This window comes from Pigmentiphaga humi, from assembly GCF_900606115.1.
Classification (GTDB): domain Bacteria; phylum Pseudomonadota; class Gammaproteobacteria; order Burkholderiales; family Burkholderiaceae_B; genus Pigmentiphaga; species Pigmentiphaga humi.
In genome coordinates this window covers 171,291-186,304 of record NZ_UWPJ01000026.1, presented here as the reverse complement: position 1 = coordinate 186,304, position 15,014 = coordinate 171,291, and the positions used below count along the sequence as shown (strand labels likewise).

Here is a 15,014-nt window from a genome sequence, read left to right as displayed (position 1 = left end):
GGCCTGATCGTGGGGGAGGGGCGGGAAGCCGCCGCCCGCTATTCGCTGCTCGCGGTGCAATCGGGCGGCGCCGCGTTGTTCGCGGCTTTGTCCGATGGATCCAGCACGATCTCATACCAGGGGCTGAGCGCCGTGTCGGGCAGGTTCGCGAGATCGACAGCCGTCGCCTGTGCCCCGCGCCGGACATGGGCGGCAGCCAATGCCGGCAAACGTTTGCCCTGCCCATCCAGCGGATAGATGGCCTCGGGTGGGGCGATGCCGCTCCAGCGCACGCACACGGCTGGATGGAACAGCCAGGCCGGGGCCGTACCCTGGCGGGGACCGGACGGCATATCGCGCCTATCGGGGTCGGGCTCGAGCGTCCAGCGGCCTGCCTGGCCCTTGTAGGGTTGCAGGACCTTCGGGCGGGGGGGGTGCGAGCCCGGCTGCGTTCCGACGGTCGGGCTGCCCAGCGTCAGCAGCATGTGGCGCGACGACGCCAGCGGCGCGTCGTCCAAGGGGGTCAGCATAATTTGCACCGTCGTATCCGAGCGCGCAAGCATTCGCGCCTGCAGCCCGGGGGGGCCGCGCCAGCGCTCGTCCAGATCCGCGAACACGCCGCGCACCTTGGGCGCGTCGAGCTCGAGAATGTGCGCGGCTGGGTCGTGCCTGGCTTGGTCGGCGAGGGCCGTGGATGCGGGCCTGGCGGGTTCCCTCAGCGAGTCGGCCTGCAGGTCGGCGGCGATTCGGTAGTGCCATGCGTCGGTGGGTTTGACGCCCATCTGGGAGAAGAGGCTTTCCAGGCCTTCGTATTGGTCGGATGCCGTGATAGCCTGGCGCGCGGATAACGGCAGCGCTACGTCCAGGCGCGCAGGCAAGGGCTCGACCCAGCTGCGGCGGAACAACTGCGCGCTCTGGCCCACCAGCGCATATTTCCCCCAGTCGCCGCTGAGCCTGAACGCCGAGGGCGCCGTCGATGGGGTGTCGATATCCAGGTAGTCGAAGAAAAAGACGCCATCCCAGTCTTGCAACGCGGCGATGGCCGCCACAGCTGGGAGAATGCCTGCCGCCTGTTGATTAGGGAACGGCATATTGAACTCGCTCAGCACGAAGGGCTTGCGGCGGTCGCGGCGGAATCCCTGCGCGAGCATCACATTCAATGCCTCGCCGGTGAGCGCGGCGTTGCGAATGCTCCAGTTGGACTGCTCGCCGGCTCCCTCAGGGGAGTTTGGATGATCGATATAGCCATGGTTGTCGATGTAATCCATCGCAGCGTGCGAATCGAAATTCATCACCCCGCCATAGTTCATCTGCGTGCCGGTCACGGGCACCATGTCGTCCGTCGCCTCGTGCACCACAGTCCGCATGCGATTCAGGTAGGTTCGATCGGTATCGGCAAGAAACGTCAGGAAGTCGCGCAGCCGCAAGGCCTCCCCCTGCGGTTCGTCCGTTCGGATCGGCAGCAGGGTTTGCCATTTGGCGCGCACGCGCCGCAGCAGTTCGTCGAAGTTCGTCGACGCCTTCGGCGCTGCGGCAGTGCGGCTTGGAAGGTCCAGCGCTTCCGTGCGTCCGGGGGAGCAGGTGGTCCAGGCCTTGCACGCGGCGCCTGTGCTGCCGTAACGCTTGACGAGCCATTCGTTCCATTGTGAGCGCAACACCGGCTCGTAGCGGGGAGGAACGGCATGGGTCGCCCATTCCTTGCGCGTCCAGGCGGCCAACAGGGAGGCTTCGTTGCTGATCTCGACCATCGCCAGCGCAGGATTGCCTTTCAGCGCGAGGGCGTCGATCAGGCCGCGCGCGTAGGCTTCCTGCCGTTCGACCATGCGGGGATGGTAAACGTGTACGGACGACCCTATCGGCAAGCGGTTGGAGAGGTTGCCGAAATCTGGCACGCCGTCCACTTCCGGCCGAAACTGGTAGCTCACGAAGATGTTGAGATTGACATAAATGCCCTCTTGCGACAGCGCGCCGATGAACCGGCGCAGGCGTGCCACGGCGGTGGGATTGAAACTCGGGTAGGGGCCGGTCGATAGCACGCCGGAAGGCTGTCTGCTGTCGTCGGTCAGATGAAAATCCATGTGATGCAGGCGGACCGCATTGAATCCCGCCTTGCGGATCTGACGTGCCAGGCGTGATGCTTCCTCGGGGGCGGGAAAGTTCGTGCCAAAGCTCAGATTGATGCCGAACAGGCGAACGCGCGTGTCGTCGCCGGTTCCCCGCCGGCCGTCCGGCCCTACTCGGTAGAAGTGCTCGTTGTGGACGAATACCCGGTCGGCCAGCCCCAGCGGATGATTCAGCGCAGAGCGATCGGGTGGGCCTTGCAGTTGGCGCTCATCAATTGTGAATGGATACGGCCGGCTTGCCTGATCGGTCAGGGCCCAGGCCGCATGGTTCCAGAGAGTAGTAGCCGCCAGGCCGGCGACGGCGAGCGCCGCGCATTGCCACGAATGGGCGGATTTGGCGGTCATGCCGGGCGGGCGGAGGATGACTGCGCTGGCATCCGGGGCGCCGCGCGCTGCGCACAGGCAAGCTGCGAGGTGATTGCCAGAGAGGACAGCATGAACAGGATATTCGGAAAGGCAACGTGGCGGAGCAGGCTGCTTTCCGAGAAATTACTGATCACGATGACGGCGAAGATGGACGCGTGCATGGCTGCACTGTCTCGATCGATCAGGGCGAGCCTCGCGATGCTGACCATGTGCCAGGCGAGCATGGCCAGGACGATGACCAAGCCTAGGCCGCCCAGTTCGTTAAGGATATCGACGAAGCCATTGTGTGCGTGCGTGGGCATCCAGCCCAGCGTTCGGCCGATGTATTCCGCCGGTCCGCCGCCGTCCAGCCAGAATGCGGCGTATCCGGCGCCGAGTAAAGGATGTTGGGCGATGGAAAGCATTATCAGGTCCCAGATATCGCCGCGTCCTGTGAGATCCGGGCTCTTGTCGAACCATGCCGTCACGGCATAGGTGAGGTCCGACCACTGCGGGAGGCGGCCGGTCATCAGGAAAAAGCCGAGGAAGGCATAGAGCAACGGCAGAGCAAGAGCGAGGAACACCAATGCGCCCGCGTGCCGCCCGGCGAGTAAGCGGCGCCGCAGCAGCAAATAAAGCGTCATGCCGATGATCGTGACAAGTAGCGACGTCGCGCTCTTGGCCATGACCAGCATGAATAGGCAAAACACCAGCGCAAGCAGGGCGCGCCAGCTGCCTTCGCGTGTGGTCAGCCAATCGCGCAGCCAGAGCATGGAGGCAAAACCGGCTACGCTGCCCATATCGTTTTTCTGCCACATGATGCCCCGCCATGCGCCGCCGAGTTCGTACGTCACGCCAATCTTCGGGAAAATCAGCGCTACGACGCAGGATACCGCTAGAAGGACGGTCAGAGTTCCTTTGACCGTTCGCAACATGTGACGGGGGTGCACTACGGGGGGGGCGATCGCCATCGCGGTCAGCAGCAATCCTGCCTGCAGGACCACGCGCTTGAATGTTGTCATCGGCGCGACCGACCACAGCATACTGAGCACGCAATAACACAGCACCACGATCAGAAACGGATTGATCGCACGTAATTGCATCAGTGTTGCTGCAGGACGCCGCCAGACCAGCCAGAAGGCCAGTGCAAACAGGGCGCCGTACTGCAATTGCCGAAGTGCCGATCCTTCATTGATGTGACTGGCTTCCAGTCCGGCGCTGCCAACGGTTAAGAACGGCGTCAGCGAAAATGCGAGCGTCAACCCGACAAGTAGCCAGACTATCCAGACCGGTCGGTCGGAGGTTAGGCCGGTCAAGTGAGATGCGGAGACTGGCATCATCGCGTCAGCCGGGCGAGCCCGCCATCAGTGCGCGTTTACGTTGACGCCGCTTGGAGGGCGGGGAGGCGGTGTTGTAGACGGTGCCCAGCACGCGCAGGCCTGAAGCCTGCAACTGGCGGGCTGTCCGCTCCAGGGCGGAGAGCCTCGTGATGTCCTTGCGCGCAACCAGCAGGCACGCATCCGCCTGGCGCGCCACGCTCAACGCGTCCGCCGTTTCATTGGACTCCGCCGTGTCGATGATGAATATTTCGAAGCGCTCGGCGTAGACATCCAGGATGTTGCGCAGCGCGGGCTGGCGCAGCAATTCCGTCGGATTGGGGGGGAGGGGGCCGGCATCGAGCACGGCCAGCGAGGGATAGCCATCGACGGCGCGGTATTCGCCTATCTCCACCCGTCCAGCCAAAATGCTGGAAAGGCCATAGGCGCCTGCGGCGCCCAGCAGATCGCCCTGTCCACCCGGTCGGAGATTGGCGTTGACCAATAACGTCTGGCGGCCCGTCTGCGAGAACGCAACGGCCAGGCTCGCCGCCAGATAGCTGCGGCCGACGCCGTCTCCCGGCCCGACAATGGCGATCCGCCGCAATGCGTCCATGCTGGCCGACACTTCGGCGCAGAGTTGGCGGATGGCCTCGGCTTCCGCTCCGAACGGCTCGGTCGCAATGGGCAAGGTGATATCGGGATTCAGGCCCGGCGCCGCCGGTGCGTAGTGGTACTGCTCCGCCAGCACCGCGCGGACGGCATCTTCGGAGGCCAGGCCCAGCTGTACCGCCGCCTGGCCAAAACGAAGGCGCGTGTTCGCCTGGTGGGCAAGCACCATTTGCACCTGTTCTTCCGTCAGCAAACCCGCACGGACGAAACGCTCGCCCATGCGCTCGTCGGCGGGCTGGTCGGGGATGAACCACGATGGTCGGTTAGGCGACGGACGATCGCCAGCGAGAGCGTGGGAGGAGGCTGTCATAGTGCGGGTGCCGGAAGATCCGAGGTGGGATGGCCGATCCTGCCGATGACGTTCAGGCCGCATGTGCGGCTCAGGTCGTCTTCGCATCGCAGGCGCCGGCGGTACAGTTCGAGCAGCAGCGCCAATGCGGCACCGGCCAGGAAGCCGATGACCAGGCTCAGCGCAAGGCTGAGACGGATTCTCGGCCGAGTCGGCTTGCTGGGAGATTCAGCGGCGCGTAACACGGCCAGGTTGGGAAGCGAGATGTTGCTTGCCATCAGGATGCTATCGTACTTTTGCAGCGCGGTGTTGTAGACCTGTTCGACGCCCGCCAGCTGGCGCTGGTAGCTGGCCACCTGGTCGCGTTGCACCATCTGCTGCAGCACCTTCTTGCGCTGTTGTTCGAGCGCGCGCTGCAGGGCGGCACGCTGCCCCTCCAGGCGCGCGAGATCGCTGCGCTGGCTGTCGAGCGCGGCCTTGGCCTGGGCGGCGATGCGCGACTGCAGCTGTTCGCGCTCGGCACGCAGGCCGAGCACCCTGGGATGATTGGCGCCGAGCGAACTGCTCAGTTCGCTCAGTTGGCGATCCAGCAGCGTCTGGTTATCCCGCATCTGGCTGATCGTGGTCAACTGGCTGATCTGCGGCAAGTCCTGAGAGCGCATGCCGCCGGCAAGCAGCCTGTCAATGGTCTGGTTCCGCGCCCGCGCTTCATCGACCTGGCTGTCTATCGACAACAGCGCCGAGGTCATGTCGTTGAGTTGGCGTGTTTCGAGGTCGCCGGCCTGCTGGCCGTCGACAATGCCTGTCTCTTGTTGGTATTGCGTCAGCTTTTCCTGGATGGTGCCGATTTCGCGGCGCAGGTGCTCCAACTGCGCGTTGTATTCCTCGTTGCGCGTGCGCGCCGACGCCGACGCCATCTCCTGGCTCACCGAGATATACGCTTTGACGATCGCGTTGGCGTAGTCCCGGGCCTTTTCGGGGGTGTCGGCAGCATAGGACACCCGCAGCACGCGGCTGCTGCGCTGGCTGGAGACTTGGACGCTCTTGCTGATTTCGGTAATCAGGCGATCCCGCTCCGGGTCGCCCTCCGCGCGCCGGGAGCGCGGCAGGATGGCCAGGTCGGCGATCATGCGCTCAGCGACGGTCGTGCTCTGGATGAGATCGACCTGGGTCTGCAGATAGCTTTCGTCCAGAAGGGCCGAGAACGAGCGCCCGCCGATGGGGTCGTTTTCTTTGTAGTCGATGTAGACGTCCGTGGTCGCGGTCCAGATGCGGGGGATGAACAAGACCGCGGCCAGCGTGAAAACGAAGGTCACGGCCATCGCCTGGGCGATCAACCATTTGCGGGCGCCCAGCATCGCCTGCAGTTGGCTCAGCGAGAGGAACCCGGAATCTGGTGAATGGACCATGAAAGACGGACCTTATAGTTTATGCTGTCGAAGGAGAACAGAGCGCGCTTCATTCTAGCGCAGCAGGGTGATGAAACGCCGTTGCCGCGCGAGGCGGCCTGGCCGGCGTTCCTCGGTTAGCATCGTTCGTGCCGGCGTCCGGTGGAACGGATATCTTTTCCCGGATATCGCCGCCTGCGCGGCGGGACTCCAAACATCTTGAGCATGAACCGCAAATTCGCCCGCAGTCTCCAAGGCCAGGCCGCCTTGTCGATATTCGACCAGGCCTGGCTCAGCATGCTGAATCTCGTGCTCGGTCTGGTGCTGATTCGCATGGCGTCGAAAGACGCCTATGGCATGTATTCTCAGCTGTACGTGATCGGTTTATTCGTGACCAGCGTGATCGAAGCCGTCATCGTGAATCCCATGGTGAACGTCCTGGCGGGCCGGCAAGGCCAAGCCGCAGCACCGGTGATTGAAATCCTGCGCCGGCACCAGGGGAAGTTGAGCACGGTTCTGGCGATCGTGATGGGAATCGCGTGCAGCGCGGTGGCCTATTCTACCGGGCATGGCTCGCCGGTGGCGCTCGGCGTCGTCTTCACTCTGTTTCTGAAGGGCAATGCCCTGCGGGAGTATGCGCGCAGCGTAAGCTTCGTGGCCGGACAACCCGCCCGGGTGCTGAAGATGGACCTGGCATATGGGCTGTGCGCGGGAGGAGGCCTGGCGCTACTCGCCGTGGCGGGCAGCCTGGGGCCCGGGGGCGGGTTTCCGATCGAGGGTGTGTTCGCTTGCCTGGCGCTAGCCAACCTGGCCGCCCTGGCGTTCGGTCCGCGCCGCCCGCGCGATCTGGCCATCGACCCCGCGCACTACGTGCAAATCGTCCGGGAAGCCTGGAAGCGGGGGCGGCTCGGCTTGCCCGGCGCCGTGCTGGCGTGGATCGTCAACTACAGCTATCTCTATCTGGCCGCGTTCTGGCTGGGGGCCCAGGCTACCGCCGAATTGAACGCATCGCGCATTCTGCTCGTGCCCATTTCCCTGCTCGTCGTCGCGTGGTCCAGGGTGGCCAGGCCTGCCATGGGCAACATGATCGCCCGTGACGCTACGGTGGAACTGCGCCGTTTGCTGCGCTTCTCCCTGCTGGCCCTCTTGCTGTTGACCGCCGTGTATGTCGCGGTGCTGTGGCTGGGGCTGCCATGGCTGCAGGCGCATCTGCTGGGCGAAAAGTACGATCATGCGGGCGCCTTGGTGCCGATCTGGAGCCTGTATTTCGCGATCAACGCCGCCCGGTGGGTGGGCACCGTTGCCCTGATGGGGCGGGATCGCTACGGTTTCATGCTGGTGGAATCGGTCATCAGTTTCGCCGTCATGGTGGTGGCGCTGGCCATGGCGATGCCGTTGTACGGCGTCGTGGGAGCGCTGCTCGCCCTGATTGTGGTGGAGTTTCTGAGCCTGCTCATGACGTGGGGCATTTATGTGCGCGCATGAGCGCGGCTTCGAACAAAGCGGGGAATGGGTGTGACCAAATCGCCAGGCGGGCCGGGGCAGGAGCCTTTTATCGGTTGCAGGATCACGGTGCGCGAGTCGCTGCAGGAGGGGCTGGGCCAACGCTGGCGAGCGCTGCTGGCGGACGGCAGGGGCCATGTGTTCCAGACCTGGGAGTGGAACGACGCGTGGATGCGGACGATCGGCGAGCGTCAGGGGGTTCTGCCGCGCGTCGTCGAATTGACCGACGCAGACGGCACGTTGATGGCCTTGTGGCCGCTGGGCATTTATCGCCGGTGCGGATTGCGGGTCTTGGCCTTTTTGGGTGATGTGGTCTCCGATTACCGCGCCCCGGTGTTCGGCGCGACATTCCCGCATAACGTCAGCGCCGGGAGTTTCGAGGCGCTGTGGGCCTCCTGCCTCGGCAGGATCCGCGGCGTCGACCTGGTCGACCTGACGAGAATGCCCGTGGACATCGACGGCATCGCCAATCCCATGGCCGCCTTGCGCGATGCTGCGCATACGGAGAATGCCTACGCCGTCGATTTGCCTGAGACGCCTGCCGCGTATTTCGCGGGAAGGCCATCTAAATTGATGGCGGATACCCGGCGCCAGGCCCGCCGCCTGGCCGAACTCGGGCAGGTGGCCATTACTCCGCAGCAGCAAAGCGCGGCCGACTGGAATGCGGCGTTCGCCGCAATGGTTGAGCAGAAGTCGCGGCGTTGGCAGGAGACCGACAGCCGCGATCTGTTTGCCGAGCCGGGATATTTGCAGTTCTACAAGGAACTGGGCAAAACCTTTGGAGATACTGCGCAAGTATCCCTGTGCAACCTGTGGGTGGGAGAAGTCATTACCGCGACGCAATGGGGCATGATTTTCCGCGGCCGCTACTATTGGATACTGCCCACGTATCTGGCCGGAGAATGGGGAAAATATTCTTGCGGCCGAATCCTGTTGCAACACATGATTGAATGGGCGATCGGACAGAAACTCCGGGTGTTCGACCTGACCGTCGGCGACGAAGCCTACAAAAAGGACTGGGCCACGAGCGTACTGCGCCTGCATGGCTGGCGGCGCGCCATGACGCTTCGCGGACGCGTTTTTCTGGGATATCTGCGGCTGAAGCAGGCTGCTCGCTCGTCCGCGTTCGTGCGGCGCGTATGGACCGGTCTGCGCAAGTTCAGGAACCGGCCCTAGCAACGCTCCGCCGCCGCCTCGACAGGCCGCTCACGATTGAAAAGCCGTTGCACCCCGCGCGTTGCTGGATTGCCATGACTCGGTACTGCGGCCGATGCCGTAGTACACCCAGCCGCGGCTGGCCAGGCGGCCGGGATCGTAGAGGTTGCGGCCATCAAAAATGACTTTCTCGCCCAGCGCCTCGGCCAGGAAATTGAAATCCGGCGCCATGAAGCCTTTCCACTCGGTACAGATGATGAGGGCGTCGCTGCCCCGTGCCGCCTCCTCCTTGGTATTCGTCAGCACCAGGTCGGCGCGTTCGCCGTAGATGCGGCGTGTTTCTTCGGCCGCTTCAGGGTCGAAGGCCCGAACCGTCGCGCCGGCGTTCCACAATGCTTCCATGACCACGCGACTGGGCGCTTCGCGCATGTCGTCGGTATTGGGCTTGAAGGCCAGGCCCCACAGCGCGAATGTCCTGCCTTGCAGATTGGCCGCGCCGCCGAAGTGGCGGGCGATCAATTCGAACAGCCGTTGCTTCTGGCGCGTATTGACGCGCTCGATCGCCTGCAGCAAGGTGGCGTCATAGCCCATGTCCTGCGCCGTATGGGACAAGGCCCGGACATCTTTGGGAAAGCACGAACCGCCATATCCGCATCCCGCATAGATGAACTGGTAGCCGATGCGCGGATCCGAGCCGATGCCGATACGCACTTGCTCGATGTCCGCGCCGATCCGGTCGGCGATGTTAGCCAGTTCGTTCATGAAGCTGATCTTGGTGGCAAGCATCGCATTGGCCGCGTACTTTGTGAGTTCGGCCGAGCGGACATCCATCGTGATCATCCGGTCGTGATTGCGGTTGAACGGGGCGTAGATTTCCTGCATGACCCCGATAATTTCCGGATTGTCGGTGCCGATGACGATGCGGTCGGGTTTCATGAAGTCTCGAATCGCCGAGCCCTCCTTCAGGAACTCGGGATTGGACACGATGTCGACCGGGTGATTCGTGTCCCGACGCTGCTGCGCGGCGGCAATCGCCATCTTGACCTTGTCCGCCGTGCCAACGGGTACGGTCGACTTGTCGACGACGATGCGCGGCCCGGTGATGTACGCGCCGATGCTGTCCGCCACTGCGAGTACGTGGGTGAGGTCGGCCGATCCGTCTTCGTCGGGAGGCGTGCCCACCGCGATGAACAGGCATTCGCCGAAATCCACGCCTTCCTGCGCCGAGGTGGTGAATTGCAGGTGGCCGCTGGCATGGTTGTCGCGCACCAGCGCTTCGAGTCCTGGTTCATAGATGGGAATGACGCCTTGGCGCAGCGCCGCGATCTTGGCCGCGTCGGTGTCCACGCACAGTACCTGGTGGCCAGCTTCGGCCAGGCAGGCACCGGTGACCAGACCCACGTAACCGGTTCCGAATAGGGTGATTTTCATGATGCTTGGCTTTCTCGGTAAGGTGTTGCGAAGGAAAATTGCCTGAATTCGGCATGTCCCCGGGCGTTACGCGTATTCACGGTAATGCCAACCCAGGAATACGGAGAGTTTCCCCACATTCGCGCACGCGCGCGCGACCCAGCGCATCGCCGCATGCCTGCCAAAAGGAAGGCTGAGGAGAGCCAGCACGGCCGCCGCGGCGGTTTGCAGGCAGGCGCGCAGAAAGAAAACAACTTTGCGCGCGAGGCCCACTTTTCCCATTTTGCCGCCCAGGACGTGGCGCGCATGGTTCTGGCCGCCCCTGAGCGCGCGGGCGAGTATCCATCTGGTGCAAAGACGCGAAGGAGGGACGTCCTCGACAGCTTGCGCCTCGTCGCACCAGACGATGCGCGCTCCGCGCAGCGCCAGGCGCAGCAGCAGGTCGCCGTCTTCGCCCCCCGTCTGCCCATAGGCTGGATCGAACGGGTCCTGCGGCAGCCAGCGCGCGGCCAGCAAGGCGTTGCCAATGCGCATGTCGCTCTTCGGAACCGCCTGTCCCGTGGCCATGCGGCGCCGGTCGAAAAATCGTCCTTGGCGGATCCAGGCCGGCGCGTCATTCGGGACGCGGGAAATGACGGGGCCCAGCACGCCGTCCGCGCCATGGGCCTGCGCCGTCGCCAGCAGGTCCGCCAGCCACGACTCGCCGACGCGTTCATCGTCGTCCACGAAGGCCAGCCATGCCGCTTGCGCATGCGCCACGCAGCGGTTGCGGGTCAGCGAGATGTTTTTTTCCTGCTGGATATCGTAGATCACGTCGACGCCGTGCAGGGTCTGGCGATGCTGTTCGACGATGGCGCGTGCGCTGGCGTCGGCGTCGTTGTCGACGACGACGATCTGGCGCGGCAGATGCCGTTGCCGGCGCAAGTCGTGGAGCAGGGCGTCCAGCAAGGTCGGCCGGCGGTATGTGGCGATGCAGACCGAAATGTCGTCCACGGCGCCGGAAGGAGGAGGGGGAGGGTGTGTGCTTGAGCCAGCCATCGTCGAATCGTTCTTCATGGGAGAGAATGCCGCCTAGTGTGATTCCGGCTCGGATCGCTGCCGCCGATCGTTGCTTCCCTTGCATGCGGCCCCTGTTTCCGGTTGCTGACACACGTTCGCCGCGCTGCCGGCGGAGTCCGCCTGACGGGCGGGCGCCGGCCGCATGAGCACACCGTAAATATACTAAACTCGGTCTCCGCGTTTTCGCCGGGAATGCCCCGGAAAGCGCCGCGCGTCGCCTTTCTGTTTCCCATGTTGTTGCTCATGCGAGTCTGGCGGGCGGTCTCCCAACGCGGCCTGCCCCCGGACCGTCTGTCGTCCTCGGTGTTACGTATCGGTATCCGGAGGTTGATGGTGTTGCGCGTTCTCTTTCTGACCGGTTTCCTGTTGTTTGCCTGGCTCGCATTCCGTCGCCGCCACCGGATCAGGGCAGTCTTGTGGGGGGTATTCGGCATCTGGCTTGCCCGGTACTTCCAGCCCGTCAGCGACTGGTTGCAGACCTTGGGGGAGGACTCGCTGGCCGAGGCGCAAAGATTCGCGCTATCGGAAGCCTGGTTCTTTCTGAAAACCTTGAGCGCGACGCTTGTGCCGATGCACTGGGATCGCGTCCTGGTGCTGGTGGCTGTGGCTGCGGCGGCGACCGCGGCGGTGGCGTGGGGACTGCCCTGGCTGGCCGCCCGGGCCGGTTTGCGGATCTCCGCGCGTTGGGCGGCGCGGGGTCTGGCATGGCTGGGCGTACTGTGCATTGCGATTCCGCTCGGGCGCGAGGTGGCGGAGGTCGCGCCGCAGTTCCGCTCGAATTCAGACATCTATGCGAGCGCCAGAAAGAATTTCTCCAATGAAACGCAACGCATCACCTTGACCGGGAAGGGCGTCCCGGGCATGCGCGTGGTCGTGTATATCGGCGAATCGACCACCAGTGCGCATTGGGATTTATATGGCTATCCCTTGAGCACGACCCCGCAGTTGCGGGCGTTCTCCCGGGAGCACCGCGGCCTCCTCAAATTCGAGCATGTGGTGTCGACGCAGACCCTGACGTCGCAGAGCCTGCTCGAGGCCTTGAGCATCGGGCTGCCCGGCGGTTCGGACTACGTGCCGATCACCGAGAGGCCGCGCGTGTCGCTGGTCGAGGTATTGAAGCAGCTCCATATTCCGACCTTCCTGATGAGTACCCAGGGAAATAGCGGCGTATGGAATCTGGCCAGCTCCATCATTTTTTCTGCGGTCGACTCGAAAACCTATGCCAGTGCCACCTCGGCGTTGGGGCAAAGCGCCGCGCAGGGCGAGGAAAGCCGTGTCTGGGACGATGTTTTCTTCAGCGATGCGCTGCAACGATTCAAGGCGTTTCATCCCCAGGGGAGAGCGGTGGCCTTCTTGCACTCGTACGCCGGGCACGGAGTGTATGCCGATCATATTCCGCCTGAAGCAAGACGGACGGGCGATACGTTTCTGGACGAAGTCAGCCCGTCGTTGATCTATGGAGAAGGCCTGGCGCAGGCGGCCGGGGAGGCTGGCATGGCGGACGGCATGCAGGCGCGCATCAAGACCTTGCTGGACGGGGTCAAGGGAGGCGCGGCCAAGCCACGGCACGTCATCGCGGAGTATGACGACGCGATGCGGTATATCGACGGGAATCTCGCGCGGCTGTTTCGCCAGGCCGCTAGCGACGAGGCCCCGACCGTGGTTCTGTATTTCTCGGATCACGGGGAATCCCCCGAAACGGGCCTGGGCCACGACTCCTCGCGGTTCCAGCACGAGATGACGCGGGTCCCGTTCCTCATGTATTTCAACGATGCCGCGCAACAGGCCGACCCCGCACTGTACTCGGCGTTTCGGGAGGCGTCGGGGCGGGCGTCAACCTTGGCGCAGGTGCCCGCGACGATATTCACCCTGCTGGGATACCGTGTGCAAGGCAGCCTGCACGATTACCGCGGAATGGGGCTGGACCCGGAAGAATCGCTGGTTCCCATCGTGGTCCGGAAACTAGTTGATGGAATGGTCTATGTGCGTGCGCACGGGCTTGGGCGGGAGCAACGGCCCGATGCGCGAGATCTGACCGACCCGGCGACGAACCTCTGGCTCAATAGCCGATCGAGGTCGGGCGGGGGGCAGGCGTCCGCGTTGTGCTATGGCGAAGCTAATACCTGGGCGAAGGCCACGCGGGGCGCCAACGTCGCGGATTGCCTGGCTGCCCGGCTGGTGATGGACGGGACGTCGCTCGACCTGGCGCCCCGGAACAAAGATGCGTCCGGTTGGGCGTTGAACGCGCTGGCCGGCATGGCGTCGTCCCACCGTCTTCCGGTATGGCTGGATGCAGGCGCCTTGCCGTCCGAGGCCTTATGCACGAGGCTGGGCGAGTGGCTGAGCGCGCGGGCGGATGCCCAGCCCGGCGGGGGCGAGGGCGCGCCGCATCCGCTTTCCGTGATGCTGGCGCTTGCCCCCGGAGCCGGAGAAGTGTTCCCCGCGCCGTGCGCGGCGCTGCGGGGGCAGGGGGTCGACATCTTCGCGCATGTGCCGCCATCAATGGTCGGCAATGCGGACGAGGCGGGCGCCTGGTCGAACAGCCTGGCGGCGGCGGGGTGGCCCGCGCATTATGTCGTGCCAAGAGAGCCCGGCGCGGCTTGGCTGGGAGCTCTGCTGGCCCATCCGGGGGCGCAGTGGGCACTGGCGGAGGTGTCTGTCGACGCCTTGCCGTGGCGCGCCGCCGCTTCGGCGCCCCCGCCCGCGTTTGTGCTGGTGAATACGGCGTGGGATCCGAACTCCCGGCACTAGGTCAATGATGCGCGCGCGCCTCCAGCAACCCATCCAGCTTGCGCGCATCCGCCACGAACGCCCGGATCCCCTCGGCCAGCTTCTCGGTCGCCATGGCGTTTTCGTTGAGCTGGAAGCGGAACTCGGCTTCGGCGAGCGGTGCCTGCCGGGGGGCGGTGTCGTCCGGTTTCTGTAGATGGCGCGGCGCGTCGCCCTCGGCCGCCTGCAACTGCCCGAGCAGTTCCGGACTGATCGTCAGCAGGTCGCATCCGGCCAGCGCCAGGACCTGGCCGACGTTGCGGAAGCTCGCGCCCATGATTTCGGTGTCGATGCCGTGGCGCTTGTAGTGCTCGTAGATGCGCCGTACCGATTGCACGCCGGGGTCGGCCGGGCCGGCGTTCGCGGCTTCGTCCCAGGCGGCGCCCTGTTGTTTTTTGTACCAGTCGTAGATGCGGCCGACGAAGGGGGAGATCAGTTGTGCGCCGGCATCGGCGCAGGCGATGGCCTGTTCGAGCGAGAACAGCAGCGTCATGTTGCAACGTATGCCTTCGCTTTGCAGGACGCGGGCGGCCTGTATGCCTTCCCAGGTCGAGGCGATCTTGATCAGCACGCGTTCGCGGACGACGCCGGCGGCGGCGTAGAGCGCCATGATGGCCCGCGCGCGCTCGACCGTGGCGCGGGTATCGAAGGAGAGCCGCGCGTCGACCTCGGTCGAGACGCGGCCGGGCACGATTTCCAGTATCTGCGCGCCGAAAGCGATCAGCAGCCGGTCCATGCGTTCGGCGGTGCTGGCGCCGGCATGGTCGCGCACCACGCGCTCGAGCAACGGCCGGTATTCGGGCTTCTGCACCGCCTTCAGGATCAGCGACGGATTGGTCGTCGCATCGGTGGGACGGAAGGCCCGCATGGACTCGAAATCGCCCGTGTCGGCGACGACGGCTGAGTGCTGGCGCAGGGCTTCAAGCTGGTTGGACACGATTCCTCCGTAATCCGGGTTCTATAAGCTATAATTGTAAGGTTTGGCGTTCACATTTCACGTCCTTCC

Annotated in this window: 10 protein-coding genes; 3 read left to right on the top strand and 7 right to left on the bottom strand. The window is 64.5% G+C overall.

The window, feature by feature from the left end:
- Window positions 1–38: 38 nt before the first annotated feature.
- The 4 genes from PIGHUM_RS17640 to PIGHUM_RS17625 all read right to left on the bottom strand — a co-directional run bounded on the left by PIGHUM_RS17640 (window position 39) and on the right by PIGHUM_RS17625 (window position 6,133).
- Window positions 39–2,447, bottom strand: coding sequence for a cellulase family glycosylhydrolase (locus PIGHUM_RS17640; RefSeq protein WP_124080959.1), 2,409 nt, complete (start codon window positions 2,445–2,447; stop codon window positions 39–41).
- Window positions 2,444–3,709 carry an O-antigen ligase family protein gene (locus PIGHUM_RS17635; protein ID WP_160142333.1) on the bottom strand — a complete coding sequence of 422 codons (1,266 nt, stop codon included), beginning with the start codon at window positions 3,707–3,709 and terminating at the stop codon, window positions 2,444–2,446. Before PIGHUM_RS17635 ends, PIGHUM_RS17640 begins: the two co-directional genes overlap by 4 nt.
- 82 nt (window positions 3,710–3,791) lie before the next feature.
- Entirely contained in the window at window positions 3,792–4,655 is an 864-nt protein-coding gene (locus PIGHUM_RS17630) for a polysaccharide biosynthesis tyrosine autokinase (RefSeq protein ID WP_246013281.1), read from the bottom strand.
- Window positions 4,656–4,741: 86 nt separating this feature from the next.
- On the bottom strand, window positions 4,742–6,133 hold the full coding sequence (locus PIGHUM_RS17625; protein WP_124080954.1) for a GumC family protein: 1,392 nt from the start codon (window positions 6,131–6,133) through the stop codon (window positions 4,742–4,744).
- Window positions 6,134–6,337: 204 nt separating this feature from the next.
- Here PIGHUM_RS17625 and PIGHUM_RS17620 point away from each other — a divergent pair, with 204 nt between their 5' ends.
- Together PIGHUM_RS17620 and PIGHUM_RS17615 are read left to right on the top strand one after the other, a co-directional pair.
- Window positions 6,338–7,597: a lipopolysaccharide biosynthesis protein gene (locus PIGHUM_RS17620; protein ID WP_124080953.1), complete on the top strand. Its 1,260-nt coding sequence runs from the start codon at window positions 6,338–6,340 to the stop codon at window positions 7,595–7,597.
- 30 nt (window positions 7,598–7,627) lie between these two features.
- The gene (locus PIGHUM_RS17615; protein WP_160142332.1) at window positions 7,628–8,791 is read left to right on the top strand and encodes a GNAT family N-acetyltransferase; all 1,164 of its coding nucleotides are present in this window, start codon (window positions 7,628–7,630) and stop codon (window positions 8,789–8,791) included.
- Between the two features lie 30 nt (window positions 8,792–8,821).
- On the opposite strand, the gene PIGHUM_RS17610 is transcribed toward PIGHUM_RS17615, so the two are convergent.
- Window positions 8,822–10,201, bottom strand: a complete 1,380-nt coding sequence (locus PIGHUM_RS17610) for a UDP-glucose dehydrogenase family protein (RefSeq protein WP_124080949.1) — start codon at window positions 10,199–10,201, stop codon at window positions 8,822–8,824.
- Between the two features lie 66 nt (window positions 10,202–10,267).
- On the bottom strand, window positions 10,268–11,173 hold the full coding sequence (locus PIGHUM_RS17605) for a glycosyltransferase family 2 protein (RefSeq protein WP_246013280.1): 906 nt from the start codon (window positions 11,171–11,173) through the stop codon (window positions 10,268–10,270).
- Between the two features lie 396 nt (window positions 11,174–11,569).
- On the opposite strand from PIGHUM_RS17605, the gene PIGHUM_RS17600 reads away from it, so the two are divergent.
- A complete protein-coding gene (locus PIGHUM_RS17600; RefSeq protein ID WP_124080947.1) occupies window positions 11,570–13,990 on the top strand; it encodes a sulfatase-like hydrolase/transferase in 2,421 nt (806 codons plus the stop codon).
- A gap of 1 nt (window position 13,991) precedes the next feature.
- Here PIGHUM_RS17600 and tal read toward each other — a convergent pair whose 3' ends face one another.
- Entirely contained in the window at window positions 13,992–14,945 is a 954-nt protein-coding gene (gene tal / locus PIGHUM_RS17595; RefSeq protein ID WP_124080945.1) for a transaldolase, read from the bottom strand.
- Window positions 14,946–15,014: the final 69 nt, after the last annotated feature.